General features: G+C 71.2%; 20 protein-coding genes and 2 pseudogenes. 7 read left to right on the plus strand and 15 right to left on the minus strand.

Going from position 1 to position 25,049, the window contains the following annotated elements; translation table 11 throughout:
* Positions 1-59: 59 nt before the first annotated feature.
* Both ACLQ2N_RS05320 and ggt read right to left on the minus strand, forming a co-directional pair.
* Positions 60-881 (minus strand): annotated as a pseudogene (locus ACLQ2N_RS05320) (glycoside hydrolase family 75 protein); the annotation flags it as partial.
* Between the two features lie 64 nt (positions 882-945).
* The gene (gene ggt / locus ACLQ2N_RS05325) at positions 946-2,754 is read right to left on the minus strand and encodes a gamma-glutamyltransferase (RefSeq protein WP_425809542.1); all 1,809 of its coding nucleotides are present in this window, start codon (positions 2,752-2,754) and stop codon (positions 946-948) included.
* A 105-nt stretch (positions 2,755-2,859) separates the two neighbouring features.
* Here ggt and ACLQ2N_RS05330 point away from each other — a divergent pair.
* Positions 2,860-3,133 (plus strand): annotated as a pseudogene (locus ACLQ2N_RS05330) (hypothetical protein); the annotation flags it as partial.
* A gap of 153 nt (positions 3,134-3,286) precedes the next feature.
* On the opposite strand, the gene ACLQ2N_RS05335 reads toward ACLQ2N_RS05330, so the two are convergent.
* The 9 genes from ACLQ2N_RS05335 to ACLQ2N_RS05375 form a co-directional block, all read right to left on the minus strand.
* Positions 3,287-5,968 (minus strand): hypothetical protein, encoded by a 2,682-nt coding sequence (locus ACLQ2N_RS05335; protein WP_425809544.1) that lies wholly within the window; start codon positions 5,966-5,968, stop codon positions 3,287-3,289.
* The gene (locus ACLQ2N_RS05340) at positions 5,965-6,699 is read right to left on the minus strand and encodes an N-acetylmannosamine-6-phosphate 2-epimerase (RefSeq protein WP_425809546.1); all 735 of its coding nucleotides are present in this window, start codon (positions 6,697-6,699) and stop codon (positions 5,965-5,967) included. Before ACLQ2N_RS05340 ends, ACLQ2N_RS05335 begins: the two co-directional genes overlap by 4 nt.
* A 17-nt stretch (positions 6,700-6,716) precedes the next feature.
* Complete coding sequence (locus ACLQ2N_RS05345) at positions 6,717-8,495, minus strand: FAD-dependent oxidoreductase (RefSeq protein WP_425809548.1); 1,779 nt, start codon at positions 8,493-8,495, stop codon at positions 6,717-6,719.
* Positions 8,492-10,021 carry a DUF4127 family protein gene (locus tag ACLQ2N_RS05350; RefSeq protein WP_425809550.1) on the minus strand — a complete coding sequence of 510 codons (1,530 nt, stop codon included), beginning with the start codon at positions 10,019-10,021 and terminating at the stop codon, positions 8,492-8,494. The genes ACLQ2N_RS05345 and ACLQ2N_RS05350 overlap by 4 nt, the downstream gene beginning before the upstream one ends.
* Positions 10,022-10,070: 49 nt before the next feature.
* Complete coding sequence (locus ACLQ2N_RS05355; protein WP_425809552.1) at positions 10,071-11,057, minus strand: ROK family protein; 987 nt, start codon at positions 11,055-11,057, stop codon at positions 10,071-10,073.
* Positions 11,054-11,851: a GntR family transcriptional regulator gene (locus ACLQ2N_RS05360; protein WP_425809554.1), complete on the minus strand. Its 798-nt coding sequence runs from the start codon at positions 11,849-11,851 to the stop codon at positions 11,054-11,056. Before ACLQ2N_RS05360 ends, ACLQ2N_RS05355 begins: the two co-directional genes overlap by 4 nt.
* Positions 11,848-12,768 (minus strand): carbohydrate ABC transporter permease, encoded by a 921-nt coding sequence (locus ACLQ2N_RS05365; RefSeq protein WP_425809555.1) that lies wholly within the window; start codon positions 12,766-12,768, stop codon positions 11,848-11,850. Before ACLQ2N_RS05365 ends, ACLQ2N_RS05360 begins: the two co-directional genes overlap by 4 nt.
* The gene (locus tag ACLQ2N_RS05370; protein WP_425809557.1) at positions 12,765-13,643 is read right to left on the minus strand and encodes a carbohydrate ABC transporter permease; all 879 of its coding nucleotides are present in this window, start codon (positions 13,641-13,643) and stop codon (positions 12,765-12,767) included. Before ACLQ2N_RS05370 ends, ACLQ2N_RS05365 begins: the two co-directional genes overlap by 4 nt.
* A gap of 71 nt (positions 13,644-13,714) precedes the next feature.
* Positions 13,715-15,028, minus strand: a complete 1,314-nt coding sequence (locus ACLQ2N_RS05375) for an ABC transporter substrate-binding protein (RefSeq protein ID WP_425809559.1) — start codon at positions 15,026-15,028, stop codon at positions 13,715-13,717.
* A 254-nt stretch (positions 15,029-15,282) separates the two neighbouring features.
* On the opposite strand from ACLQ2N_RS05375, the gene ACLQ2N_RS05380 reads away from it, so the two are divergent.
* The 6 genes from ACLQ2N_RS05380 to ACLQ2N_RS05405 all read left to right on the plus strand — a co-directional run bounded on the left by ACLQ2N_RS05380 (position 15,283) and on the right by ACLQ2N_RS05405 (position 21,850).
* Complete coding sequence (locus ACLQ2N_RS05380; protein WP_425809561.1) at positions 15,283-16,593, plus strand: DUF3370 family protein; 1,311 nt, start codon at positions 15,283-15,285, stop codon at positions 16,591-16,593.
* Between the two features lie 548 nt (positions 16,594-17,141).
* The gene (locus tag ACLQ2N_RS05385) at positions 17,142-17,804 is read left to right on the plus strand and encodes an RraA family protein (protein ID WP_425809563.1); all 663 of its coding nucleotides are present in this window, start codon (positions 17,142-17,144) and stop codon (positions 17,802-17,804) included.
* Complete coding sequence (locus ACLQ2N_RS05390) at positions 17,791-18,984, plus strand: glycoside hydrolase family 88 protein (protein ID WP_425809565.1); 1,194 nt, start codon at positions 17,791-17,793, stop codon at positions 18,982-18,984. The genes ACLQ2N_RS05385 and ACLQ2N_RS05390 overlap by 14 nt, the downstream gene beginning before the upstream one ends.
* Positions 18,977-19,759: a hypothetical protein gene (locus ACLQ2N_RS05395; RefSeq protein ID WP_425809567.1), complete on the plus strand. Its 783-nt coding sequence runs from the start codon at positions 18,977-18,979 to the stop codon at positions 19,757-19,759. Before ACLQ2N_RS05390 ends, ACLQ2N_RS05395 begins: the two co-directional genes overlap by 8 nt.
* A gap of 13 nt (positions 19,760-19,772) precedes the next feature.
* A complete protein-coding gene (locus ACLQ2N_RS05400; protein ID WP_425809569.1) occupies positions 19,773-20,996 on the plus strand; it encodes a heparinase II/III domain-containing protein in 1,224 nt (407 codons plus the stop codon).
* A 92-nt stretch (positions 20,997-21,088) separates the two neighbouring features.
* On the plus strand, positions 21,089-21,850 hold the full coding sequence (locus tag ACLQ2N_RS05405) for a helix-turn-helix domain-containing protein (protein ID WP_425809571.1): 762 nt from the start codon (positions 21,089-21,091) through the stop codon (positions 21,848-21,850).
* 48 nt (positions 21,851-21,898) lie between these two features.
* Here ACLQ2N_RS05405 and ACLQ2N_RS05410 read toward each other — a convergent pair whose 3' ends face one another.
* The 4 genes from ACLQ2N_RS05410 to ACLQ2N_RS05425 form a co-directional block, all read right to left on the minus strand.
* On the minus strand, positions 21,899-22,669 hold the full coding sequence (locus tag ACLQ2N_RS05410) for an SDR family oxidoreductase (protein ID WP_425809573.1): 771 nt from the start codon (positions 22,667-22,669) through the stop codon (positions 21,899-21,901).
* Positions 22,666-23,700 carry a zinc-dependent alcohol dehydrogenase gene (locus ACLQ2N_RS05415; protein WP_425810209.1) on the minus strand — a complete coding sequence of 345 codons (1,035 nt, stop codon included), beginning with the start codon at positions 23,698-23,700 and terminating at the stop codon, positions 22,666-22,668. Before ACLQ2N_RS05415 ends, ACLQ2N_RS05410 begins: the two co-directional genes overlap by 4 nt.
* 64 nt (positions 23,701-23,764) lie before the next feature.
* On the minus strand, positions 23,765-24,478 hold the full coding sequence (locus tag ACLQ2N_RS05420; protein WP_425809575.1) for an SDR family oxidoreductase: 714 nt from the start codon (positions 24,476-24,478) through the stop codon (positions 23,765-23,767).
* A 114-nt stretch (positions 24,479-24,592) separates the two neighbouring features.
* Positions 24,593-24,874: a helix-turn-helix transcriptional regulator gene (locus ACLQ2N_RS05425; RefSeq protein WP_425809577.1), complete on the minus strand. Its 282-nt coding sequence runs from the start codon at positions 24,872-24,874 to the stop codon at positions 24,593-24,595.
* Between the last annotated feature and the right edge of the window lie 175 nt (positions 24,875-25,049).

Raw genomic sequence — 25,049 nt, forward strand, 5'->3', positions numbered from 1 at the left:
AACGGACAAGGCCGTCCCCGTCGTCCGCGGGACGGTTCCGAAGCACGGGACAGCCCTTGGTCTCCGCGCACGAACTTCTCCGCCAGGGCCCGCCCCGTACGCACGGCCGCCTCGTGGTCCTCGACCGGTGACACCCGGGCGTCCTTGAACAGGATGTACGTGACCCCCGAGGGCGCGCCGCCGCTGCTCGGGTCCGGGTCGACGCCGAGTGACTTCGCGGTGGCGTACGAGGCTTCGCCGATGACGCGCTCCGGGCCGACGTCGCCGACGACCGCGTACTCCACCCTCTCGCCGCGCACGACGGCGACCACCCCGCCGCCCCGGATGCCGGACTTCGCGTAGTCCCAGGTGCCGGAGGGCGCCGGCACGACCACGTACGGCAGCTTCTCCGCGTCGAGCGGCCGGCCGTCCGAGGCGTGGAAGGCGGTGTCGCCGTGGAAGGAGGGGTCGGTGGCGGGATTGCAGGCGGCGGTCGTCCGGCCGTCGCAGTCGACGTCCAGGTCCGCCTTCCAGAACACCGCCCCGCCCGCACCGCAGACCGGAACGGTCGCCGAAGTCATCGCGTCCGTACGGTACTTGCCGTTCGACACCTGCTCACAGGCCGACACCTTGGCCAGCAGGTCGGCCGCCCCGACCTCGGCGCTCTCCCGGCCCCGGGCCGCGGCGGGCGCCGGTTGGGACCGGTGGGCCCGGGCGGGCGCCCGGTGGACCTGCGCCACCAGGGCGAGCGGCACGGGCGGCCGGGGCGCCGGCGCCGGGGCGGCAGTGGCGGGGGCGGGGGCGGGGGCCTGCTCCCCCGCCACCGCGAGGGTGACGGGGGCAGGAGTGCCGGCGGCGAGCAGCGCGGCACCGGAGGCGGTGACGAGGGCAAGCGTTCGCATATGCACGGGGGCGCCCTTCTGGCGAGGAGATGATCGTGCCGTGGCCCCCCGGGGAGGTGTGCGGTCAGGGCCGCCCGCTCGGCCTCACCACCATCGCCGAGCCGCCGCCACGCCGTTCCTTCTCGGCCGCGGCGAGCCACCGCCCGTCGGGCAGCCGCTGCACACCGGTCGCCGCGCCGATCTCCGGGTTGAGCTTGAAGACGTGGCCGAGGGATTCCAGCTCCGGCCGCAGCGGGCTGTTCCAGAGCGCCGGTTCGAGCTCGGTCGCCGGGGCGTTGCGCTGGCTGGCCCGGGGTGCGGCGATGGCGTCGACCAGCGGCAGCCCGCGGTCCAGCTTGCCGGTCAGGGTCTGGAGCACGGTGGTGATGATGGTCGCCCCGCCGGGCGAGCCCAGCGCGAGGACCGGCTTCCCGTGCCGGAGCACGATGGTCGGCGAGATCGAGGAGCGCGGGCGCTTGCCGGGGCCGGGGAGGTTCGGGTCGTGGACGGCGGGGTCGGCCGGTGCGAAGGAGAAGTCGGTCAGCTCGTTGTTGAGCAGGAAGCCGCGTCCCGGCACGGTGATCCCGCTGCCGCCGGTCTGCTCGATGGTCAGGGTGTACGCGACGACGTTGCCCCACTTGTCGGCGGTCGTCAGGTGCGTGGTGTTCTCACCCTCGTACGTGGTCGGCGCGGCCTTTCCCGTCGAGCGGCAGTCGCCGGGGTGGCGCGGGTCGCCCGGTGCGAGCGGGCTGGTCAGCACCGCGTCGTCCTTGATCAGGCACTCCCGCGCGTCCGCGAACCGCCGGCTGAGCAGTTCCTTCGTCGGTACGTCCTCGAACGCGGGGTCGCCGACCCAGCGGCCCCGGTCGGCGAACGCGATGCGGCTCGCCTCGATGTAGCGGTGCAGGTACTGGGCCTCGTCCGCCCGCGAGAGGTCGGTCGACTCCAGGATGTTGAGGGCCTCGCCCACCGTCGTGCCACCGGACGAGGAGGGGGCCATGCCGTACACGTCGAGCCCCCGGTAGTTCACCTTCGTCGGCGCCTGGCGCAGCGCGCGGTAGGAGCGCAGGTCCTGGGCGGTCAGGTCGCCGGGGCGCACCACCCGGTCGGACGCCGGGTCGACGGGCGGGTTGCGTACGGTCCGTACGACGTCCTGGGCGAGCTCGCCCCGGTAGAGTTCGTCCACGCCCTTGCGGCCGACCTCGTCGTAGGTGCGCGCCAGGTCCGGGTTCCTGAGGACCGAGCCGACCACGGGGAGCTTCCCGTCGGGCAGGAAGAGTTCGCGGGTCGCCGGGAAGTCCCGGAACCGCTCCTCGTTCCCGGCCGTCTGCGAGCGGAACGTTTCGTCCACGACGAAGCCGTCCCGGGCGATCCGCTCGGCGGGCTCGAGGACCTGCCGGAGCGACTTGCTGCCCCAGGCGTTCAGGGCGGTGTCCCAGGTGGCGGGGGTGCCGGGTGTGCCGACACCGAGCCCGCTGGTCACGGCGTCGGCGAAGGCGAGCGGCTTGCCGTTCTCCAGGAAGAGGGAGGAGTCGGCGCTGCGCGGTGCGGTCTCGCGGCCGTCGATGGTGCGGACGGTGTGGCTGCGGGCGTCGTAGTAGACGAAGTAGCCACCGCCGCCGAGCCCCGCCGAATACGGCTCGGTGACGCCGAGCGCGGCGGCCGTGGCCACAGCGGCGTCGACCGCGTTGCCGCCCTTGCGCAGCACCTCGATTCCGGCGGCCGAGGCGTCCGCGTCGACGCTGGAGACCGCTCCCCCGTATCCCACCGCGACGGGCGACTTGGGCGGTGGCGCCGAGGGATGGGCGGACGAGGAGGGGGCCGCGGCCCCGACCGACACGACGGCGGCCAGGATCGCCGCCAACGACACATTTCGCCTGATGGAACGTCGCATGCGCAACCTCCGGTGAAGGATCGTCCGCGCAGGGTAACGCCGCCCCGGCCGCCCCGTCAGGACCGCCTCGGACGTGAGGCCGAATGCCCGCTGACATGCCCGCCCATGACTGACGACGTACGCAACATCGTGCTGGGCGTGATAGCCGCCGGCATCAGCGCCACTCTCGGGGAACTCCGAGTGCCTGCTCGTCGTCAACCGCGACGCGGGCGGTGACGGCTCGGTCCACCGCCACGACGTCTTCGCCCTGCTGGGGCTCTCCGCGCTGATCAAGGACTGCGAGGCGCACGCCCAGATCCTGTCCCACGACATCGCGCAGCAGAGCATCGGCGAGCGGACCGAATTCTGCGTCGGGGGGCCGGTGTCGAACCGTCGCGTTCCACGTCGCCCTCAAAAGCGCTCAATGGCCACTGGCTTCAGGCTCGCCCGGATCTCGACCGGGTCCGGTTGCCATGCCGGTAGAGACTCCATCCCCTTCAGTGAAGTCAAAGCCTCGGCCCAATATCCGCTGCTTCCTCTGCCTCCTCCCTGCTCAGACGGCCGGCTCAATCACCCGCAAGGTCAGGGTGGCGTGCGGCCCCATCGCCCACGCACCGGCCTGGTTCGCGGCGCGGATCGCGGGCTCACCGGTGGCTTCCTCATCAAGCCTTGATGGTATGAGAAGAGTGCCCGGAGCTGCGGCGATGCGTGCGTGACAGTTCTTTGCACCGGGGTTGGAGAGGCGCAGGATCAGGCCGTTGCCGTTCTCGGCCGGCTTCAGTGTGCTGAGCAGAGCCCCCTGCGCGCGGATTGGGCTGTGGTATTCGGCGGGGCTGGTGTCCGGCCGGAGCTGCCAGGCTCTCGGCGGGGTTCGGTACGCGGCGGCCAGCCGTGCGAGGTCCCGGTCGTCCGCGATGGGGGCTCCGACCGCTATGGCCAGGTGGAAGGTCTGCCGTCCTGGGCACTGTGCCTCGGGGGTGGGCAGGGCGGGGCCGGCGCCGGTCGTGCGGCTGCGGAGGTCGAAGCGGGACAGCCAGCCCACGGACCGCATCAGTGTCACCACGATCTCCTGGTCCGCGTCTGTGGCCGTCTCACCCGCGCCCAGGGCCCGCATTTCCGGAAGTCCGGGGGCGAAGAGGGCCGTGCGCCCGGTGCCGTGGCCTGTCGCACCGAGGCTCTGTACGGGGGCCGACCCGCAGACGGCCTCATATCCGGCCTCTTGCGGAAGGGGGCCCAGGTCCGGGGCGACGGGGCGCTCGATCAGGCTCCAGTGTCCGTCCCCGGTCCAGGTGCCGTTGCCACCCTGAGCGGGGGCGTGCAGCCTGAGGCGGTGGTCGGTCACCGTGTTGTCCATCTCGATACGCCAGCGCAGCAGCGGGTCACCGTTCCACAGCGACACCTCGATGCTCACGGGCACCTCGCGGGTGCGGATCGCTCGGCGCTCACGTCCGGCAGTCAGGCCGACTGGCAGGTCGAGCACCGCGTCGATCTCCATCACCTGCCGGACCGGCGACTTCCTCACCCGCACATCGCTGATCGTCGGGCGCATGACACGGTCGTCGGCCGGCGGGTCGTAGTTGTAGGTGTCGCCCCGGTCGCCGCCGTCGGTCAGGAGCCCGTAACCGTGGCGCCGTGTGCCGTCGGGCCCGATCCAGGTGAGCGAGGCGTCGGGGGCCGCGACGAGTGTCCCGCCGTCCAGTGTGTGAAGGGCGTCCGTGTCCGCGTCGGACAGACCTGCATCCGGCAAAGGCATGTTCGCCAGGAGCACGCGGAGAACGGTGGCGCCGAAGCCGTCCGAGGAAGGGGCACGGAAGCGCAGGCGGTGGCGCAGCGAGGGGCGGGAGTCCGGCAGGAGGTCGATGTCGGCCTCGAAGGCCATTTCCTCCCCCAGCGGTTCGGTTTCGAAGGGGATGCTCGCCCCGTCGGCGCCGACAAGCTCGGCGGGGTACCTGCCGGGCGCGGTCAGCACGTCGGCCTCGACGATGCCCTCGGCGGTGTCCGCGTGGGGGTTGACGACGACGAGGTGTGCTTCGTCGTGCGGGCGGTCGCCGTAGAGGCGTACGTCGTAGCCGGCTCGCAGCAGGGCTCGCTGTACGACGAGTTCGCCGAGTTGCTCGACGCGTTCGTAGCGCACGGCGTTCTCGCGGTGTACTTCGTCGACGCTGCATCCGCACACGGAGTCGTGCGGGGCGTTGCGCAGCAGGAGTTCCCAGGCGTGGCGGAGGTCTGCGGCGAGGGTGGCGTCGTGCGGGGCGTGGAGGGCGGCCAGTGGTTCGGCCCAGCGTTCCAGGAGGTTCTGGGCTGAGGTGTTGGCCTGCTTGAGGTAGGTCCTGGCCGACAGGGTGCCGGGCAGGATGAAGGTGAGGTGGCCTGCTGGGTGGCGCAGTTCGCCTTGCACGAGTGGCAGTTCATCGGAGTCGGCTGCCGTGCGGGCTGCGGTGAAGAACTCCTCCAGCGTGCTCTGATGCAGGTGGGCGCCCTCTGCCCGGGCGACCGTGTCGAGTGCTGCTATACGTCTGGCCGGGTCGGAGGGCGCCAGGTGGTCGCCTCCGTTCATGAGGAGCCAGGGGCCCTGTGAGAGGCGATTCCGTTCGCCGTCGAGGAAGGCGGCGAGGCGGCCGGGCGCCGTGCTGTCGTTCTCGTCGCCGGTGCCCCAGAGGACCTCGGCGGCGTGGTAGCCCTGGTTGACGGCGAAGACCTCGGAGCCGTCGGGCGAGCGCCAGCGGAAGCGGGCGACGCCGTCCGGCGCGCCCCGCCATACGAGCGCGGTGTCCATGCCGAAGCCGTTGAGGAGGCGAGGCAGGTCCGCGGGGTGGCCGAAGGCGTCAGGTGAGTAACCGACCGTGGCGAGGGCACCCTTGCCGGGGGCCCAGCGGCGAGCGGTCAGCAGGTTGCGTACGAGGTTCTCGCCGGACACGAGCTGATTGTCCGCGAGTACGTGCCAGGGGCCGAGGGTGAGGCGGCCGGCTTCGGCGTGTGCACGGAGCCGGTCGGCGAGGTCGGGGCGCAGTGCGGCGACGTCGGACAGCACGATGGTCTGTCCGTCGAGGTGGAAGGCGCTCATGCGGCCTTCGTCGAGTTCTGTGCAGACGTGTTCGGCCAGTTCCACCAGGCGGGCGCGGAAGGCTTCGAAGGGGCGGTACCACTCGCGGTCCCAGTGCACGTGGGTGACCACGTGGCAGTCGACCGTCTCGGGGGTGCCGGGCGCTGTCGGGGCGCTGGGCTTCGTGGTCATGCGGGCGTCTCCTCGGCGAGGGGGTTGCCGACGCTGCGCAGGGCGGCGGCGAAGCGTTCGGTGATGGCTGTGGGGCGGGTGATAGCACCGCCGACGACCACGGCGTGGGCGCCGAGGGAGAGGGCCCGGGCGGCCTCCTGGGGGGTGGAGATGCGTCCCTCGGCGATGACGGGGACGTCGAGCCGGGCGGCCAGGGCGGTGAGGAGCGCGAAGTCGGGCCCCGGCGGTGGGGGGTCTTCGGTGGTGTAGCCGGAGAGGGTGGTGGCGACGGCGTCCGCGCCCGCCGCGCGTGCGGCGATGCCCTCGTCGAAGGTGGAGACGTCCGCGATGACGGGCACCCCGTCGGCGTGGAGTGCGGTGATCGTCTCGGTCAGGGTGAGGCCGTCGGGGCGGGGCCGGTCGGTGGCGTCGAGCGCGACGATGTCCGCGCCCGCGGCGGCGACGGTGCGTGCGTCGGCGAGCGTGGGGGTGATGTAGACACCGGTGTCGCCCCTCTTCCACAGTCCGATCACGGGCACGGGTACGGCGGCTCGTACCGCCGCGATGTCCTCGGGCCCGTTGACGCGTACCCCGCTCGCGCCCCCCTGGAGGGCGGCCACGGCCATCCGGGCCATGATGCCGGCGCCGAACAGCGGTTCTCCCGGCAGCGCCTGGCAGGAGACGACGAGGGAGCCGGCGATGCGGCCGAGCGCTTCCTCGCGGGGCGTGGGGTGGTCTTGCGCGCTGTGCACGGGGGGCCTTTCGTTGTTCATTCGTTCTCTGCCCGGGTGGGCAGCGCCTGGGCGACGGTGGACCAGAGAGCCTCTGCGGTCTGCGCCCACGTCGTCCCGGTGAGGTCCGGCGTCGGTACGGGGGCGGGGCCCTGGTCCCCGAGGAGGCGGGCTGCGGCTTCCCGCAGCGAGGCGAGCGCGGAGTCGGTGACCGGTGCCTCCGGGTCGGCGGTCAGCTGTGCGGCCCGTGGCCCGGTGAGGGCTCCGGCTGCGGCGAGGAGCTGGACGGCCACGAAGTGGGGGTGTCCGGGGCCGACGTCCAGCGTCCAGGCCAGGGGTACGCCGCTGCCGGCCAACGCGCCCTGCAACAGGGTGAGTTCGCGCCGGTCGGCGACCACCTGGGCGGGCGGGAGGGAGCGCAGGCACGCCTGGGCGGCGAGAGCGCCGGCGGCCTCGCCGACGGCCCACTCCCCCTGGTGCACCCGGTAGGCGGAGGCCGCGACCTGGGTCGCCCCCAGGTTCTTCGCGGCGGCGAGGAGGTTGACCGGGGCCGGTGCCACGAGGGCGGACAGGGGGATCTGGAAGGGCGCGGTCGGCGCGTACGCGCTCTGCGGATGGCCCACCCTGCTGTGCAGGTCCATGTGGTACATCGCCAGGCCCCCGGAGTCGGCGAATCCGGCGGCCCGGGCCCGGCCGGGTACGGGTTCCAGGTCCTGCTGCCGGACAGGGCGGGCCGTGCGCAGCCGTCGCGACTCGCGCAGATAGGGCTCTTCCGCATAGCCGTCCGCGGTGCCGCTGACCTCGGGAACGAGCCGGAGTTCCGGGTAGCCGAGGCCGCCGTCATCGCGGGGGCACTCGGTGCGCAGCCAGTACAGGAATGCCTCGGACAGCTGCTTGGCCTCGGTGTACGCGCGGTCGGGCTCTTCCAGGACGGAGGTGTCGGCGTAGTCGTTGCCCGCCCAGTTGATGAGGGCGGCGTCCCGGCCGCCGAGGACCGCGCCCTCGCGCAGCCGCCGGTAGGTCCAGAACGGCAGGTGTCCGTCGGGGCCGTCCTCGAACATGCGGTACCGGTGCGCCCTGCCGTCCCAGCCCGCGATCTCCAGGGTGAAGGGCTGCGCCTCACGCCATCGGGCGTAACCGGCGGGCGCGTCCCCCACCGGACCGGTCTCCTCCGGTGGTGCCGTCTCGACGACGAAGCCGACCGTGCAGGACTGCACCGCGCCGGGCCGCGCCGGGCCCGGCAGGGCGAGGGATTCGCCGTAGGCGTCCCGGCCCTCGGAGCCGCAGACCCAGGGCGCGCCGGCCATGGGCAGCAGGTCTCCGGCCTCGGTGGCGTCGCAGAAGATCTCACCGGTCAGCGTGGTGACAGGCTTCTTCCCGGGTGCCCGGAAGTCGATCCCGGTCACCCGGTCGCCGTCCTTGTGCACGGCCAGGGGCGTGAGCTGTCGGAGGACGGTGAGCCGGCCCGCCGCGATGTGCGGGGCCAGCAAGGTTTCCAGGGCCTTCTCGGCGGCGGCCGGTTCGCAGCACAGGCGGCTGACCCAGCCACCGCCCGGGTTGTCCACGCCGTCGTACTGGGCACGGATCGCGGCACGGAAGGCGGCGTACGAGGACGAGGCGCCGCCGGTCTCGATGTGCGGGTGCTCGTCGAGTGCGGGGACGAGCTGAGTGGTTGCCTGGCCGCCCAGCCGGGTGCGGGCGGCGGCCAGCACCACGGTACGGCCGGCTCGTGCGGCGGCCAGGGCGGCGGCGACGGCGCCGAGTCCGGAGCCGACGACCACCACGTCCGCCGTCCGGTCGTGTGCGGAACGGGTCACCGGGACTCCTCTGGATGGGTGGGGGTGAGGGCGAAGTCGGCCTCGAAGGTGCGGTGCCAGGGCAGGCGGACGCTCGCGGGCGCCAACGCGTGGCCGAGTTCGGGCAGTTCGGCCGCGCACCGGGCGAGGCCCTGGGCGATCTCGGTGAGCACGGTGTGGTCCGGCGGCACGTGGTCGTGGGCGCCGAGCACGCTGCCCAGCGTGGTCCGTGCCGCCGCGCGTACCCGGGTCATGTAGCCCCAGTCCTCGATGAACCGGTGCGCCAGCAGCAGGCGGTGGGCTCGTTCGTCGAAGGTTCCGGCCCGCCGGGCCAGGACGACGGTGACACCGTGGGCGGCGGCGGTCCCCAGGGTGTTGCCGGCGGTGTTCCATCCCGCGTAGGCGGTGAGACGGCCGACGACGCCCGCCCGGTGCAGGGCTTCCACGAGGAGCGGGTCGGACCCGTTGGGCTGGGCGCAGTCCGCCACGGCCACCTCACGGCCGTCGTCGAGGAGTTCGCGGGCCCGGGCCGCCAGGGCGCGGGCGCTCGCGGCGGCGGCCTCGGGGCGGGGGCCGGGCGGGGCGACGGCCCAGTCGCCGGACCCGTCCGGGGTGTGGACGAGGAGGTGCAGATCGGCTTCCGGGTCGTCGGTGAGGACGGCTCCGCAGGCGGCGATCTGCCCTGCGGCGGTGTCGGCGACCGGCATGTTCTCGTACGGGGCGATGCTCCGCAGCCCGGCCGGGTCGACGGCCTCCACGGCGACGGTCGCGGGCGGCCCGCCGAAGAGGTCGCGGAGGGTGCGGGCGATCAGCGCGGTCACGGCCTCGTCGGCGCCGGGGCGCACGGCGACCCGGCCGCCCAGTCCGAGGCGGTCGCGCCAGCGTCTCAGCTGGGCGAGCTCTGCGGTGGCCAGGCCCCACGGGGCGGTGTCGTCCGCGCCCACGACCAGGGTGTCCAGCCGTCCCCGGGCGACGAGGTCCAGGGCGCCGAGGTTCAGGGTGTGGTTGCGGAGGCGGCGGCCGAGGAAGTCGGCGCGGACAGCCTCCGGGATGCCGGTGGGTGCGGCGGGGCCCGCGGCCTTCTCCTCGGCCCGGTGCAGGGCTGCGGAGTAGCGGTGCAGGGCGGGGCCGTACGGGTTCCAGTAGTCCGGTTCCTCCATGGCGTCGGCGGAGTCCGGGGTGCGGGTCACCAGGGTGACGCCGTGCACCGGGCGGCCGGATCCGGCCCAGGCGGCCAGCCCGTCCCAGTTCCGCAGGACGTCGTGGGCGGTGGCGGTTCCGGTGCGGGAGGCGATCAGCCCGCCGTGCCCGAGCATCTCCAGGCTCACGACGGCCGCGTCGCAGTCGCCTGCCCGTTCCGCGAGCCAGGCGCTGAGCCCGCGGGGGTCTCCGGGGGTACGCAGTTCGGGCAGCAGGTCCGACGGGGGCAGGGCGAGCCGGACGCCGGCGACGGCGGCGATCTGGGCGGGCAGTTCGGCGCAGGCCGGCCGCTCGTCCAGCGGCAGGAGGGCCACGACGGCCCGGGGCCGGCGGGGTTCGTCACTCACGACAGGGTTTTCCTCAACGGGTGGTGGGGTCGGGGCGGCGACTTCGGGCTCAGGCCCGGGGCCGGAGCGTTTCCCGGGCGTGCTCGGCGGCGCCGAGGGCGACGGCGTCGGCGCCCAGGGCCGCCCTGACGACGGGTACGCCGTGCAGGAGGGGCAGGGTGTGCTCCGCGACCGCCCGGTGCAGGGCTTCTCCGTACCAGCGGCCGGATTCGAGGACGCCGCCGGCGAGCACCACGACGTCCGGGTCGAGGGCGCTGACGATCCCCGCGAGGGCGGTGCCGAGCGCGGTGCCGCCGCGCGTCAGGACAGCCCGGGCCTCCTCGTCGCCCGCTTCGGCAGCGGCGGCGACGGCGCGGAGGTCGTCCGGGGCCCGCTGCCCGTCCGGGGCCGCGGCCCGCAGGAGCCGGGTCATCGCGGGCCCCGAGGCGACGGCTTCGACGTGTCCCGTACGTCCGCAGGGGCAGGGCAGCCGCTCCGCGCCGGGGACCGGGACGTGGCCCAGGTGACCGGTGGCGCCGTGTGCACCGGTGAGGACCCGGCCTCCGACGGCGAGGGCGCCGCCTATCCCGGTACCCGCCATGACGCCCACGGCCGTGTGCGCGCCGGCCGCGGCCCCGGCGGACAGCTCGCCCGCCAGGAAGGCCTGCACGTCGCCCAGCACGGCGACGGGCAGGCCGAGTACGTCCTCCAGCCGAGCCGCAAGCGGCGTGCCGGCCCAGCCCGGCAGGGCGTCGGTGGCGGCCGCGATGGTGCGTCCGTCGGGGGCGACCACCCCGGCCGTGCCGACGCCGGCCGCGGCCACGCGCAGGCCCTGGGCCCGGCCCGCCGCGCGTACGATGTCGGCCAATTGCGCCGCGGCGGCGACCACGGCGTCGGGACCCTCGGCGGCGGGGGTCGCGGTCTGTGCCCGGGACAGCACGCGGCGGCCTCCGTCGAAGAGCACCGCGACCGTCTTGGTGCCGCCGATGTCGATGCCCAGGAGGGCGGCGCCGTCGGCGGGCCGGGGGCTGGGTTCCCCTTCGGCAGGGTGTGTCATGGGTGTGGCTCTCTGGTGATGGTCAGCCGGTAGTCGTAGCGGTCGGCGCGGTAGAGGCTGACCGCGCGCTCCACGGCGCGGCCCCGGATGTCGCGGGTGACGCGCTCGACGTGGAGAGCGGGGAACTGGGCGGGTACGGAGAGGAGTTCGGCCTCGCGGGGGCCGAGGACCGTGGCCCGGATCATCTGGTCGGCCTGTTCGGGCGCGGCCCCGGCCCGCTCCAGCCGCCCGTACAGCGACTGCGGATCGCCCTCCTCGACCAGGCCGGGGACGAGTGCCTCGGGCAGCCACACGTTCTCCAGGCACATCGGCTCTCCGTCGGCCAGCCGGAGCCGCTCAAGGTGCACCACGGGGCTGCCGGGGGCGAGGAACAGGTCGCGGGCGCAGGCCAGGTCGGCCTCGGCGCGCTCCAGCACGAGGAGCCGGCTGGCGGGCTTCATCCGCCGGCTCCGGATGTCCTCCGAGAACGAGGTGAGGTACAGCGTCTTGCTGATGGTGGAGGGGTCGGCGACGAAGGTGCCCGCCCCCTGCACGCGGTAGACCCGGTTCTCCTGGGTCAGGCGTTCCATGGCGCGGCGCACGGTCATGCGGCTGACGTTGTAGCGCTGCATCAGCTCGCGTTCGCTGGGCAGCGGCGCGTGGGGAGCCAGGCCGTCGTCGATGAGTGCGAGCAGTTCGTTGCGCAGCGTCTCGTGTTTCGGTGCGCGTTCCTCGGCTCCGGCCGGGCCGGCCTGCCGTCCCGCCGTTCCCCTGCTCGCCGCCGCACGCTGCGGCTTGTGCGCTTGCTGTGTCATCCCTTGACCGCCCCCTCGCCCACTCCACGGAAGAAGTACCGCTGCAGGCTGAAGAAGAGAACGAGCAGCGGGACCACGGCCATCATCGTGCCTGCGGCCACGACGCGCTGATCGTTGGTGAAGGTGCCGGACAGGTACTGGATGCCCACGGTGAGGGTGTAGTGGGCCGGGTCGGACAGGACGATCAGCGGCCACAGGAAGTCGTCCCAGGCGAAGACGAAGCTGAAGATGGCGACCACGGCGATGGTGCCGCGCACGGCGGGCAGGGCGATGTGCGCGAAGCGCTGCCACTCGCCCGCTCCGTCGAGCAGTGCGGCCTCCTCGACCTCGCGCGGCAGGTGCCGGAAGGCGTTGCGGAACAGGAGCACGGACAGGCCGGTGACGGCGGTCGGGAGCATGACGCCCAGCAGGGTGTTGTTCAGCCGCAGGGAGCGCATCATGAGGAATTCGGAGACCATGATGGACTCGAACGGGATGATCATCGTGGCCAGGAAGATGCCCAAAGCCAGCCCGCGGCCCCTGAACCGCATCCGCGAGAGCGCGTAGCCGGCGAGTGATCCGAAGAGGCAGTTGGTGACCGCGCTGCCGGCCGACACCAGCAGCGAGTTGAGGCCGTAGTGGAACACCGGCACGGTGCGGGCGGCATCGGTGTAGTGGCTGAGCGTGGGGTGGTGCGGCAGCAGTTGCGGCGGATAGCCGAACACACGCTCGCCGACGCCCTTGAGGGAGGTGGACAGCTGCCACAGGAAGGGGCCCACGGTGAGGACGAGGACGGCGGCGAGCAGTACGTACCGCACGACCAGGCCCAGGACGGCTCGCCGTGCCACGGGCCGCCGGGAGGAGGGCTGCTCGCGGGGCGCGGAGGCGGACACCGGGCGGGCGGCCGGGGCGGGTGCGGGGGTGAGGTCGGTCTTCACGCCTGCTCCTCCTTGGAGTTGAGCTTCGTCACGAAGACCGAGAGGCCGAGGGTGGCGACGAAGAGGGCGAGGCTCATCGCCGAGGCGTACCCGGCCTCGCCACCGAGCCCGAGGCCGGTCTCGCGGATCGTGTACACGAGCGTGCGGGCTTCGCCGCCCGGGCCCGCGCTGCCGTTGCTAAGGGTGAAGATCTCGGCGAAGACCTTCGCCGAGGCGATCGAGGCGAGGGTGGCCACGAGGATCATGGTGGGCCGCAGCAGCGGGACGGTGACGCTGAAGAAGCGGCGTACCGCACCGGCGCCGTCGACTTCGGCGGCCTCCAGCAGGGACCGGGGCACGTTGGCGAGGGCCGCGAGATACACGACCATGTAGTAGCCGAGTCCCTTCCACACGGTCATGGCCATCGCGCTGATCAGCAGCCAGTGGGAGTCGGTCAGGAACGGCACCGGCTCGGTGACGATGTGCAGGCCGCGCAGCGCCGAGTTGACCAGGCCGTCGCTGGAGAGCAGCCAGGACCAGATCAGGCCGGCGACGACCATGGACGCCACGACCGGCGAGTAGAACACGGCTCGGAAGAAGCCGATGCCGGCGATGCGGCGCTGGACGAGGACGGCGACCAGCAGCGGCAGGATCACCATCAGGGGAACGACGATCACGACGTAGAGCGCGGTGTTGCGCAGGCTGAGCCAGAACTGATGGTCGTGAAGAAGCCGCTGGTAGTTGGCCGTGCCGGTGAAGTGTCCGCCGCCCAGGGTGCTGGCGTCGGTGAACGACAGGATCGTGGTGTTGCCGAACGGGATGATGAAGAAGGTGAGCGCGACGGCGAGCGCGGGGGCGAGGAACAGCCAGGGTACGTACCAGCGTCGGCCGGTCACGGGAACCTCCGTGCGGAAGGAAGCGGCGGGCAGGCCGAGGGGCGTCCTGCCCGCCGCCGTGTGTGGGGTGGTCAGCCGGCGGTGATGGCGTTGGCGGCGTCGACGGCCTGGTCGAGCGCCTTCTGCGGGGAGAGCTTGCCCTGGAGGGCGAGCTGGACCTTGCCGACGACGGCCTGGGTGACGCGGGCGTCGTACTGGACGGGGACCAGATTCTGCCCCTTGGCGATCTGCTCGGCGGAAATGCGGCGTGCCTGCGCCTCGACCGAGCCGTCCCCGGCGTCCGTGAAGTAGGGATCCTTGAGTGCCTTCGTGACACTCGGGAGCACGGTGACGATCTTGCTGAAGGCCAACTGGTTCTCGCTGTTGGCCATGTAGGTGGCGAAAGCGACGGCCGCGTTGCGGTTCTTGCTCGTCTTCGGGACGAGCAGCCCCATGACGGACATGTTGGTGGCGCCCGACTCACCGGTGACCTGCGGGCCGACCGCGGTCTGCTCGGCGATCTTCGGCGCGTTCTGCTTGATGATGGTGAGGAAGTTGGGCCCGGAGGGGAAGAGCCCGACCTGGCCCGCCTGGTATGCCTCGGTCTCCTTGCTGTGGTCCTGCGTCAGGGAGTCCTTGGGGTAGACGCCCTTCTTGTAGGCGTCGACCAGCTTGGCGAGGTAGGCGGCGGCCTCCGGTGTGTTGAAGGTCCACTTCTTCCCGTCCTTGTCCAGCAGTGGCACTCCCTGCTTGGCCAGGTCGGTGATGAACCGGTTCTCCAGCGCCGGGTGCGCACCGTAGAAGGAGCCCTTGCCCGCCTCGGAGAGGGCGGCGCCGTCGGCGAAGAGCTCGTCGAAGGAGGCCGGCGGCTTCGCGGGGTCGAGGCCGGCCTTCTTGAAGAGGCCCTTGTTGTACATGGTGACCTCGGAGGTGAGGTACCAGGGGATGCCGTACGAGCCGCTCTGTCCCGGCACGGTGAACGCCTGCCAGGCGCCGGGGATGTAGTCGGCCTTGACGTCGGACGCGGCGGTGTCCATGTCGATGAACTGGCCCTTGGCCTCCAGCGCCTGCGCGAACTGGGGGTTGAGGTTGACCACGTCGGGCAGCGTCCCGGCGGCCGCGTCGGCGGTCAGCTTCTCCTGGGCGCCCTGGAAGGGGATGTCGACCCACTTCACGTTCACGCCCGGGTTCTTCTTCTCGAAGGCGTCGATCACACCGTTCACGTACGTGGTGAAGGTGGGCTTCAGCTGAAGCGTCTCGAAGGTGACCGTGCCCTTGAGCGGCCCCTTGGCGGCGCCGGCGGGCTCGTTGCCGTCGTCGGACGAGCCGCCGAGACCGCAGGCGGAGGTAAGGGCGCCGATCACGGCGAGGGCGCAGGCGAGGCGGAGACCTCTGGACGAGGGCATGACGCTCCTTGGGGCATTCCGGGGGCACGGCCGGAGGGAGAAGAGGGTCGACACGAGGCCGAAGACCAAGTGGTCCGTACCACTTGCAGGGTTGAGTGTGCTCAGCCGCGACCGCGGCGTCAAGGGGCGTTTAGCAAGTTTCTTCCCTGACTTCCCCGACGTCCGCCAACCCGTCACGGGAAGCGGGTAACCCCCTTGCGGCCCACGGTTTTACGTGCATTGATATGCGCCAACATCTCAAGAGAGGACCAGCGATGCCCTCCCTCCCCACCCGGCGCACCTTCCTCGCGGCACTACCGCTGACCGCGGCGGCACTGAGCGTTCCCCTCACGGAAGCGGCGGCCCACCCGTCCGAACACGGCAGACATACGGACCACTTGAAGAAGCGCCACGCCGCCGGCACTCAGGCCGCGAGCATCGGTGAAAGCGCCTGGACGGCCGGTGCGCCGACCGCGCCCGGCCCCACGGTCGCCCGGGAGCTGCTGCATCAACTCCCGGGCTCCGCGGGCGGCCCCGAGCTCGTCGTCTCCAACAACCCCGAGACGGTGACCGGCCCCGGCTGGCTCATGCAGCACGCCCGGACGACGAGCACCCGCGGCGGCTCGGCACACGCCCTGTCGGGCACCTTTCCGCTGTACCTGTACCACCAGAACAGCACCGGGAAGACGGCCTGGCTGCACGTGCTGGTCTCCAACCCGGGCACGGCTCCGGTCACCGTCTCCGCGCGCGGCGCCGCATGGACCAACGCGGACAAACCCCTGGTGCAGGACCCGGCCGCCCGCGCCGGGACCGGCCCCTGCTACGCCACCTCGGCCGACTGGCTGTCCGGGAACGTGAAGCAGTACCTCTCCCCCGCCCAGGTGGCACCCGGGCGCATGGTCGAGGCGGCGCGCCTGCCCATGACCGGGCCCATCCTCGACGGGCTGCTGGAGATCACGGCGAGCGCCGGGGTCTACACGTACACGGTCGTCACCACGGACGGCAGCACCACCACCGCCGTCAACCTCTCCCAGACGGACAGCGCGGCGGCGCCCGGGAACATCGTGTCCCAGACGGAGACCACCTACGGGCGCGAAGCCGGTGTGTACGGTGCGTCGAGGTGGGACACCGGCCGCGCCGTGGTGGACGTGGCCGGTGCCGGACACCACCTCGGCCTCGCGGTCAACACGACCGTCCGCCAGGTCGCGGCCCTGGACCAGACGTCTCCGGCCACCGCCGCGCTGAGCGACTCCTCGGCGCGCAGCTGGGGCAACTACGGGCTCCGCTACGCCGTGGACCTGGAACTCCACAACCCCGCTCCGGGGACGCGCACCGTCCGCCTCACCTTCGGGTCCAACGTCACGGCCGCGACCGACGTCCCGGGCGACACCTGGAACGGAGCGATGGCCCTGTCGGTGGACGGCGGCGCCGAGGAGATCCGCACGGTGTACGTACGTCCGACCGTGCCCCGGGACGAGCTGGCGACGCTGATAGTGCCGGGCGGCGGGAGCCGGCGCGTCACCCTGCGCTTCATGGTGCCCGGCCTGATCACCGCAGGCTCGCAGCTGCTGCTGGAGAGCGTGTAAGGAGTACCGGGCCGGGGCTTTCGCCGCCCCGGCCCGCCCTCCGGGCTGACGAAGGGAATTGCCGGACGGACCGCAGGCCGCGCAGAAGCGCCCGCAGCGTCGCGGCCGACGCGCGGGGAGCGACGTACCGGCCGCTTCCCGAGCCGTGGCGGTGCCGGGTGACGGCAGGCCCGCCCGGCGCGGGTCCGCCTTCGGCGCCGTCGGCGAACCGGACGAGGATCTCGCAGCCGCGTGGCTCCACGCGTACCGCCCGATTGGCTCTGCCCGCCCACGGAAGCTCCGCTGCGGCACCGACCGCGTCACCGCGGTCGTCCAGCCGTACTCGTCCTCCCTCACGCGTCAGCACGAGAGAACGCCGATGAAGACGACTCGGCCGGCAGCCCGGCTCGACCGGCAGATCGTGCAAACCATCGGCGTACGGGGCCGGGCCCACACCAGCTCTCCTTGCATACGGTCTCGACGTCGGCACCGTGCCGCCACGTCATCCCGTCCCCGTCGGGCGGAACCGACGCGCTCAGCGCAGCACTGCAGGAAGTGAGTCACCAGGTATGGACCATCCAAGGACCGACGGCGAGTTGTGCGACCGGTACGCCCGCGTGTCCACGGCCGCGGTCAACGACGTGCTCCGCGCCGGCGGGCTCACCCGTCAGGTCATCCCCCACGCGATCGCACCGGTGCGCGACGACATGCGGCTGTCCGGTGTGGCCTTCACCATCAAAGGTGCCAAGAGTCTGCAGCTGGACGGCGAGATGGAAGAACGTGCCGCGATGCTGGAGGAGATACCGGAGCACTCGATCTGTGTCTGGGACACCTCCGGAGACGACGAGTCCGCCCAGTGGGGCGAAGTCATGACCATGGCAGCGCAGCGGAGGGGGTGCCGCGGCGCCGTGATCGACGGCGGCGTGCGCGACACGGAGAAGATCGCGGGCCTGGGCTTCCCCGTCTACGCCCGCTACCGGACGTCGAACGGCATGCTCGGCCGCTTCCGGATGACCAGCTGGCAGACCGAGATCAGGATCGGTGAGGTGACCATCGCACCGGGCGACTTCATGGTCGGCGACCTCGACGGAGTGATCGTCATTCCTCGCGCCATGGCCGAGGAAACGTTGATCGCCGCGGAGAAGATCGAGGAGGACGAGGTCGGAATCAAACAGATGGTCACCTCCGGCCTCGAACCCCGAGAGGTGGTGGAGCGTGGTGGCTACTTCTGACCGTGGGCAGCTCGCCGGCTCGACGCACCACCGCGCCGTGACGCACCACGCCACCCAAGTGGCACCCCACGACGTTGCCGTGGGGCTGTTCCGCCACTACGAAGCGACCGCCGAGGTCAGGGCCTACTACGGCGTCCTGGCGATCTACGCCCTGGCCCGCGCGGCAACCGAGGCGGGCGACGACGCCGTCGTTCACCACGCCGAGACCGTTGTCCGCCGCTTCCCCGAAGAGATCAGCCATCCTCCGTACAACTTCCCGAGCTACCGCATCGGCGGGATCGCGCATGCTTTCCTGAGTGCCCGCGGCTACTTGACGGGCCGCGCGGAACTCCTGCGGCACTACGCCGACGAGATGATGACGGCGACGCGCGACGAGAAGGGGATCCTGGCCATGCCGGGGCGCCCCGATCTCATCTGGATCGACGTCGCGATGGCCTCGGCGCCCTTCCTGATGTACGCGGGCCACGCCCTGGACGAACCTCGGTACATCGACGAGGCGATCAACCAGGCCGTCCTGATGTACGACGAGTTCCTCGACCCCGGCAACGGTCTGCTGCACCAGTGCAGAGGTTTCGTCGCCGAGGGAGTCCTGTCGCAGGATCACTGGGGACGAGGCAACGGATGGGGGCTGTTCGCCCTCGCCGAGCTTCTGCGCGGGCTGCCCGAGGGGTACGAGCGGCGCAAGGAGGTGGTGGAACGTTTCGCCGCGCTGTCGCGGAACCTGTTGCCGTATCAGACCGGCCGGGGGCTGTGGCGCCAGGAGATACCCATGGCCGACGCGTGGGAGGAGTCCTCCGGGTCGGGCCTGATCGTCTACTGCCTCGGCGTGGGCATTGAGCAAGGGGTGCTCGTCGGCGAGGAGTGGCACGACGCCGTCCGCACCGGCGTGCACGGCCTTGCCCGGTGGTGCGTCAACGTCGACTTCTCCACGGAGAACAGCTGTCCGGGGACCCTGTGCCCGGGTGAGGGCGAGGCCGCGGGGACACCCGAGGCATACGTCGGGCTGCCTTCGCCCTTCCGGGACGAACCACACGGCTTTGCCGCGCTGATCCTGGCGATGTCCGTCGCGCCCCTCGTCGGGATCGAGTCGGTGCGGCTTCGGCCGTGTCCGCAGTCCGAGCTGTACCTCCCTCCGCTTGCCCCTACCACGGATGAGGCGTCCGATGTCCCTGGTGAATGATCGCCGCGCGAAGAGCCGGCTCGATGTGCAGCATGTTCTCGACCTGTGCAGGAAGAACTCCCGCGCCCAGGACATGCTGGATGTTCTGATGCGGCGTGCCGAACGATGGGCCGCTTCCCCGACCGTCGTCGATCGGGACGACGCAGCCGCGCGGGTGGACTGGTGGTACGTGTGCTGGGAGCGCCTGAGCGATGTCGCGATCGTCCAGGCACTCATGCCCGATGAGGGACGGGCTGCCTGGCTGACCTCCGAGGTCATGAGGATCTGCGACCTTCCGGCCGACGAATGGACGGGTCCGTCGTTCCGGCCTCGGGCCTCACCCCCGGTCGGCACCCTCGAGACGGCTCACGTCGGTCTCGGCGTCACCACGGTTCTCGAGCTCTGTCCCGACCTCTTCGACGATGCTCAGCGCCACCTCGTCGAGCGGGCTCTCGTCCACAAGGGCCTCGAACCGTGCCGACGCTTCCTGGAGGGCAACGAGCGCGTTCCCCGGGAGGGGGAGACGGCGCCCGACGTGTGCAACTGGTACATGGTGCTGCTGAACGGATTCGCCGCCATGGCGCTGGCCACGGGCTCCACCGACGACATCGGGACACTCCCCCGCCGGTTCCGGTTCGGGGCCGCGCTGTGCCAGGCCGACAGCTACGCGGAGTGGGTTCAGTACTGGGGCTATGCCTTGCTGCACCTCACCCACATGTACGAGCTGATGATCGCCGCCGACGTCCCGCCCGTGTGCCCCGAGTGGATCACTCCGCTGGGTAACGCGCTGCCGTAGGTCGCGCAGTCGGATGTTCGAGCAGAACCACAGCGCGTGGGGTGACGGCCGCTACATGGCGATGGTGAACTTCGGGGACACGGCTCTGACGGGAAGGCCGCCTGCCGACGTTCTCCTGTTCCTCGCGAGGTTCCTGCCCGACTCCATCGGGGCAAGCCGTCGAGGTCTCGCCCGCTGGCTCTTCGAAGCCACCTACGCGGACCTCGAACTCGCGCCGGGCGGAGCGTCGACCTTCGGGTTCTTCAACGGCATGGGCTGGCGGAGCCTCAACCACCTGGCAGCTTCCGGAGCCCCCGTGTCGCCGTCGGAGGCCGGGCTCGCGACCGGGCAGGGCTTCGGTTCGGGGGCGGTCATCGTCCGGGACTCCTGGCAGGACACCAAGTCCGTGCTGGCCGCACGTACCGGCCACGACGAACTTCCCACCGTGTCGCATCGTCATGCCGACGACGGCAGCTTCGTACTGGGGCATCGGGGGGAGGTCCTGTTCACCGACCCGGGTCACTGCTGCTACCGCCTTTCAGCACAGTCGGATGCCAAGTCGGCTGCTGAACATACTGGTTGGTCGTTCCTCAACCCTCTGACCGGGGAGACGGTGACGCAGAGCCTCCCGCTGACCGGGGCAGCGCAGGGCGGCCGGGTGGGACCGCGTCTCGTCGACAGCCCGTCCGTGCCGGGGCCCGTCACCGTCTTCGGCGCGGACCTGGCCCCCGCTTACCGCGATGCGGCGGTCGCCCGTGTCCGGCGTACCTGGATCAGCTGGCTACCGCACCTCGTGCTCATCGTCGACGAGATCGATACACGGCACCCCTTGGCCGTACACTCCCATTTCGTGATCAACAACCGGGACGATCTCCTGCGGACCAACAGGGCCACGGACAGCAGACTCGTGTTCCGGCGGGGCGACGCGGCGGCCAAGTTCTTCCAGCTGGCGTCCGAGACCGATCAACGCTCTTCGATGTCCCCGGTTCGCACGCGCTGGTCCGCCCTCCATGACGTCTACAGCCCTCACCCGAACTCCCCGGGACAGGGCAAGGAGGGAAGCGGCGAAGTCCACACGTTCTCTTCGGCGACCGCCGGGCTCCACCACCGCAGTGTCTACTCGATCATCCTGGACGAGGAGTCGGCGATCCAGGGTTGGCACATCTGGTTGAAGAGCGGGAATGTCGCCGTGGTGGAACGCCCGGACGGGACCGAGGTCTCCTTCGACCTCGGCCATCTGCTGAGCCACGCGACGTGACAAGCCGTAGGCAGGACGAGCCGAAACGGCACGTCCCCGTTCTGCTGCCGTCGCGCGACCCGTTCGACTGCACCGTCAGCGACGTCGACTACGTGCTGATCCGCCAGACCACTGCGGACTGGCGGATCAGCAACCACGCCAACACGCAGTCCCACATCATGGTCTATGCCGTGTCGGGCAAGGCCGACTACGAAATCGCCGGCCAGGCGTACCGCATCCGGCCCGGAGCGCTGATCCTGATGCCTCGCGGCACTCCGCACACAGCCAGCAGCGACCAAGAGGACCCCTGGCACTTCATGTCGGTCGCCTTTCGGGTGACGACGACGGACAGGGACCCGGACGCCCTGCTGGGCACGCTCCCCGTGATGAGCACCGATCTGTCCGGAGGCGTCGCCACATCCTTCGCCCAGCTGCACACTGCCTGGGCCTCCCGGGAACCCGGATATCTCCTGCAGATGCGGGGACTGACATCGGCGGTTCTCTTCCGGGTGATCCAGAATCACCGCCGGACGACTACGGAAGCGCCGCACACCCGGCGCATCTCGGCCATCACACAGCTGCTGACGGACAATTTCGCCACCACGTACTCGGTGCAACAACTGGCTGCCCTGTCCGGATTCAGCCCTTCCCACTTCCGGACCGTGTTCAAGAAGGTCACTGGTCTGTCGGCGACGGCTTACCAGCAGCATGTCAAGATCGCGAAAGCCACGGAGTTCCTGAGCAGCGGAGAGTTCAACGTCACGGAGACCGCACGCCTGACCGGCTTTCGCGACGTGCACTACTTCAGTCGTCTGTACAAACAGATGACCGGCATCAGCCCCTCGCACCTGTCTCACGGCGGCTTCTCCGTCTGACAGCACGGGTCGGAGCCGGCCCCCCGGGGGGCCGGCTCCGACCCGTCCTCACCGGCCCAGCCATCCCCCGTCCACAGGCAGCGTCGTGCCGTGCACATAGTCCGCCGCGGCACTGGCCAAGTAGACCGCGCTCCACGCGAGGTCCGAGGGATCGCCCCAGCGGCCCGCCGGGATCCGGTCGAGGATCGCCTTGCTGCGGTGCGGGTCGTCGCGCAGTGCGGCGGTGTTGTCGGTGGCGATGTATCCGGGCGCCAGAGCATTCACATTGACCCCGGACCCCGCCCATTCGTTGGCGAGCGCCTTCACCACTCCCAGGACGCCGTGCTTGGCGGCGGTGTATCCGGGGACCAGGATGCCACCCTGGTAACTCAGAAGCGAAGCCGTGAAGATGATCTTGCCAGAGCCTCTGCGCACCATGGTCGCACCGATATGCCGGGCCAGCAGGAACTGGGCGGTGAGGTCCACCTGCAGGACGAGGTCCCAGTCCTCCTCGGAATGGACGGCCGCGGGCGCCCGGCGGATGACTCCCGCGTTGTTGACCAGGATGTCGACCGGTGGCCGGGCTTCCGTGAGTGCCGATGCCAGGTCGGCGACGGCTCGGCGGTCGGCCAGGTCGGCCTGGACGGCCCGGAAGGACCGCCCTTCCTCGCGGACCGCCGCGCCGGTCTCGCCGTCGTCGGTGATCGTGCTGGACACACCGACGATGTCGGCTCCCGACCGGGCGAGCGCGACGGCTATGGCCTGACCGATGCCACGGCTGGCTCCGGTGACCACGGCCCGCTTGCCGGAGAGGTCGAAGGGCGAGCGCAGTTCCGTCATCGTGTCTCTTCTGTGCCGGTCGCGACGAGCACCTTCATGACCCCTCGGCCGGACTCCATGGCGGCGAACGCCTCAGCCGCTTCACCGAACGGGACGATCGTGGAGATCATGGCGTCCGTCGGCACCGTGCCGTCGTGGATCAGCTCCACCGCCTCGGCGAAGTCGCTCCGCTCGTACAGCCGGGCGCCGACCAGGGTCAGTTCCCGCCAGAAGATCCGGTGCAGATCGACGCTCTTCGGGCGAGGATGGATCGCGACGAGGCAGAGCCGGCCGCGGACACCGAGTACCTGTACTGCGGTGACCAGGCCGGCCTCCGCTCCGGAGACCTCGAAGGCGACGGAGGCACCGGCACCCTCGGTCCAGCACTCCACGGCGGCCGCGGCATCCTCACTGCCCGGGTCGACGGTGGGAAAACCGAGCCGGGAGAGGAAATCCCGTCGGTAGGCATCCGGTTCGACGACCAGTACGGAGCCGCCGGCCCTACGGGCGAGGATGGCGATCAGCACGCCGATGGGTCCAGCCCCCACGACCACCACGGTGTCGTCGTCCGCGACCTGGGCCCGGCGGACGTCGTGGACGGCCACCGCCGTCGGCTCCACGAGCGCTGCCGACGCCAGGTCGATCTCGGGCGGCAGCGGTACCACCACATCGGCCGGAACGGTCCAGCGTTCCTGAAGAGAGCCGGCGGAATCGATCCCGATGAACTCCAACGACTGGCAGATGTGCCGGTGGCCGCTCCGGCACGCCGCGCACCCGCCACAGGAGCGCAGCGGCATCACCGTCACAGGTGCCCCCGGGGAAAGGCCGGTGACGCCGTCGCCGACCGCAGCGACCCGTCCGGACATCTCGTGGCCGAGTACCGCCGGCCGGTGCACGCGGCCGTCCATCTCACCATGGAAGATGTGCAGGTCCGTGCCGCAGATCCCGGTGTAGGCCGGGGCCACCTCCACCTCCCCCGGCCCCGGTGGGCGCCGGACGACCCGCGCCGTGACGATCGAACGAGGGCCCGCGTACTGAATCGCGAGGGGGATGGAAAGTCCCTTCTCCGAAAGGAAGTGCGAAAGAAGTTCACAACTGAGGCTCACGCGGCAGGTGTCAGCGGGACCGGGGTGCTCCCGTGGACTCGAAGAGCAGCTCGCGCACCACGACGTGAGGAGGAAGAGAAATGACGTACAGCAACGCGGAGACCACGTCCTCGGGTGCCATCAGGGACTCGCGCTGTACGGGCCGGTCGGCCCAGAACGGCGTGTCGGTTCCTCCCGGAGCCAGATGCGTGACCCGGATCCGCTGCTCCTTCAGCTGCAGGGACAGGGCCGCGGTGAACATCGCCACGGCCGCCTTGGCGGTGCAGTATCCCGGGGAGGTGGCGTTCGGCCGCAGTCCGGCCGCGGACCCCACGTTGACGATCAGGCCCTGCCCGTCGGCCAAGTGCGGAATGGCGTGCTTGCAGGCGAACACGGTCCCGGACACGTTGACGTCCAGCATGGTGCCGAAGTCCGCCGCCGACGACGTCGCGATGTCGCCGGGAATCGACAGGCCGGCGAGGTTGACGAGGACATCGAGGCCGCCAAGTGCACCGACGGCCTCCTTCATGAAGCCGGCCACCTGCTCCTCGTCGGTGATGTCGGCGACGCGACCGAAGGCACCGGGCATCTCCCGCGTCAGGGAGTCGAGGCGTTGCGTGTCGGAGCCCGTCACCGCAACAGCCGCGCCGCCTTCCCGCAGAGCGGCCACCAGCGCCCGGCCGATACCACCGGTTGCGCCCGTGACCGCGATGCGGAGACCGGAAAGAGAATCGGCTGCGTGCATGTGGCTGCTCCTCGGCATAGAACGACGTCCTGGACGACCAACTCTGGCCGCAGGGTGCATGGCCGTGCCATTGGCTGGAAGCTCGTCCCTTGCACTATCCGCCGCCAGGTCCTGTCACTCCGCGACGTACAGTGACCGGTGGCGTCGGCGGAACTCTGCCGGGGCCATGCCGTAGGTGGCCGAAAAGGCGGCGTAGAAGCGGCTCGACGAGCCGAATCCGGCCGTGTGCGCCACCTGTACGACGGACAGGTCCGTGGTCAGGAGGAGGTCGTGCGCCAACGACGTCCGGCACTGCCGGATGTAGGCGCCGATCGTGACGCCGGTCACGGCCTTGAAGACGGACATGACGTAACCCGGGGCGAGGCCGACCGCCTGCGCCAGTGCCTGGACGGACAAGGGCTCGCGGAGGTGGTGCGCGACGTACTCGGCGACTGCCGCCGCGTGAGCCGGTCGACCCGCCGGAGAAACTCTTCGACGAACAGGGCTTTCTCGTTCTGCGCGACCGGATACCGCGGCCCCTGCTGGAGCGGTGCCGTACCGCCGCGCAGACGTGGATCGTCGGCTCGGACAG

This window comes from Streptomyces sp. DT224 (assembly GCF_049844595.1).
Taxonomy (GTDB): domain Bacteria; phylum Actinomycetota; class Actinomycetes; order Streptomycetales; family Streptomycetaceae; genus Streptomyces.

Coding starts and splice junctions, on each gene's coding strand:
- ggt (WP_425809542.1), bottom strand. CDS start 2,754: ATGCGACGTTCCATCAGGCGAAATGTGTCGTTGGCGGCGATCCTGGCC.
- ACLQ2N_RS05335 (WP_425809544.1), bottom strand. CDS start 5,968: ATGACCACGAAGCCCAGCGCCCCGACAGCGCCCGGCACCCCCGAGACG.
- ACLQ2N_RS05355 (WP_425809552.1), bottom strand. CDS start 11,057: ATGACACACCCTGCCGAAGGGGAACCCAGCCCCCGGCCCGCCGACGGC.
- ACLQ2N_RS05360 (WP_425809554.1), bottom strand. CDS start 11,851: ATGACACAGCAAGCGCACAAGCCGCAGCGTGCGGCGGCGAGCAGGGGA.
- ACLQ2N_RS05375 (WP_425809559.1), bottom strand. CDS start 15,028: ATGCCCTCGTCCAGAGGTCTCCGCCTCGCCTGCGCCCTCGCCGTGATC.
- ACLQ2N_RS05380 (WP_425809561.1), top strand. CDS start 15,283: ATGCCCTCCCTCCCCACCCGGCGCACCTTCCTCGCGGCACTACCGCTG.
- ACLQ2N_RS05385 (WP_425809563.1), top strand. CDS start 17,142: ATGGACCATCCAAGGACCGACGGCGAGTTGTGCGACCGGTACGCCCGC.
- ACLQ2N_RS05400 (WP_425809569.1), top strand. CDS start 19,773: ATGTTCGAGCAGAACCACAGCGCGTGGGGTGACGGCCGCTACATGGCG.
- ACLQ2N_RS05410 (WP_425809573.1), bottom strand. CDS start 22,669: ATGACGGAACTGCGCTCGCCCTTCGACCTCTCCGGCAAGCGGGCCGTG.
- ACLQ2N_RS05420 (WP_425809575.1), bottom strand. CDS start 24,478: ATGCACGCAGCCGATTCTCTTTCCGGTCTCCGCATCGCGGTCACGGGC.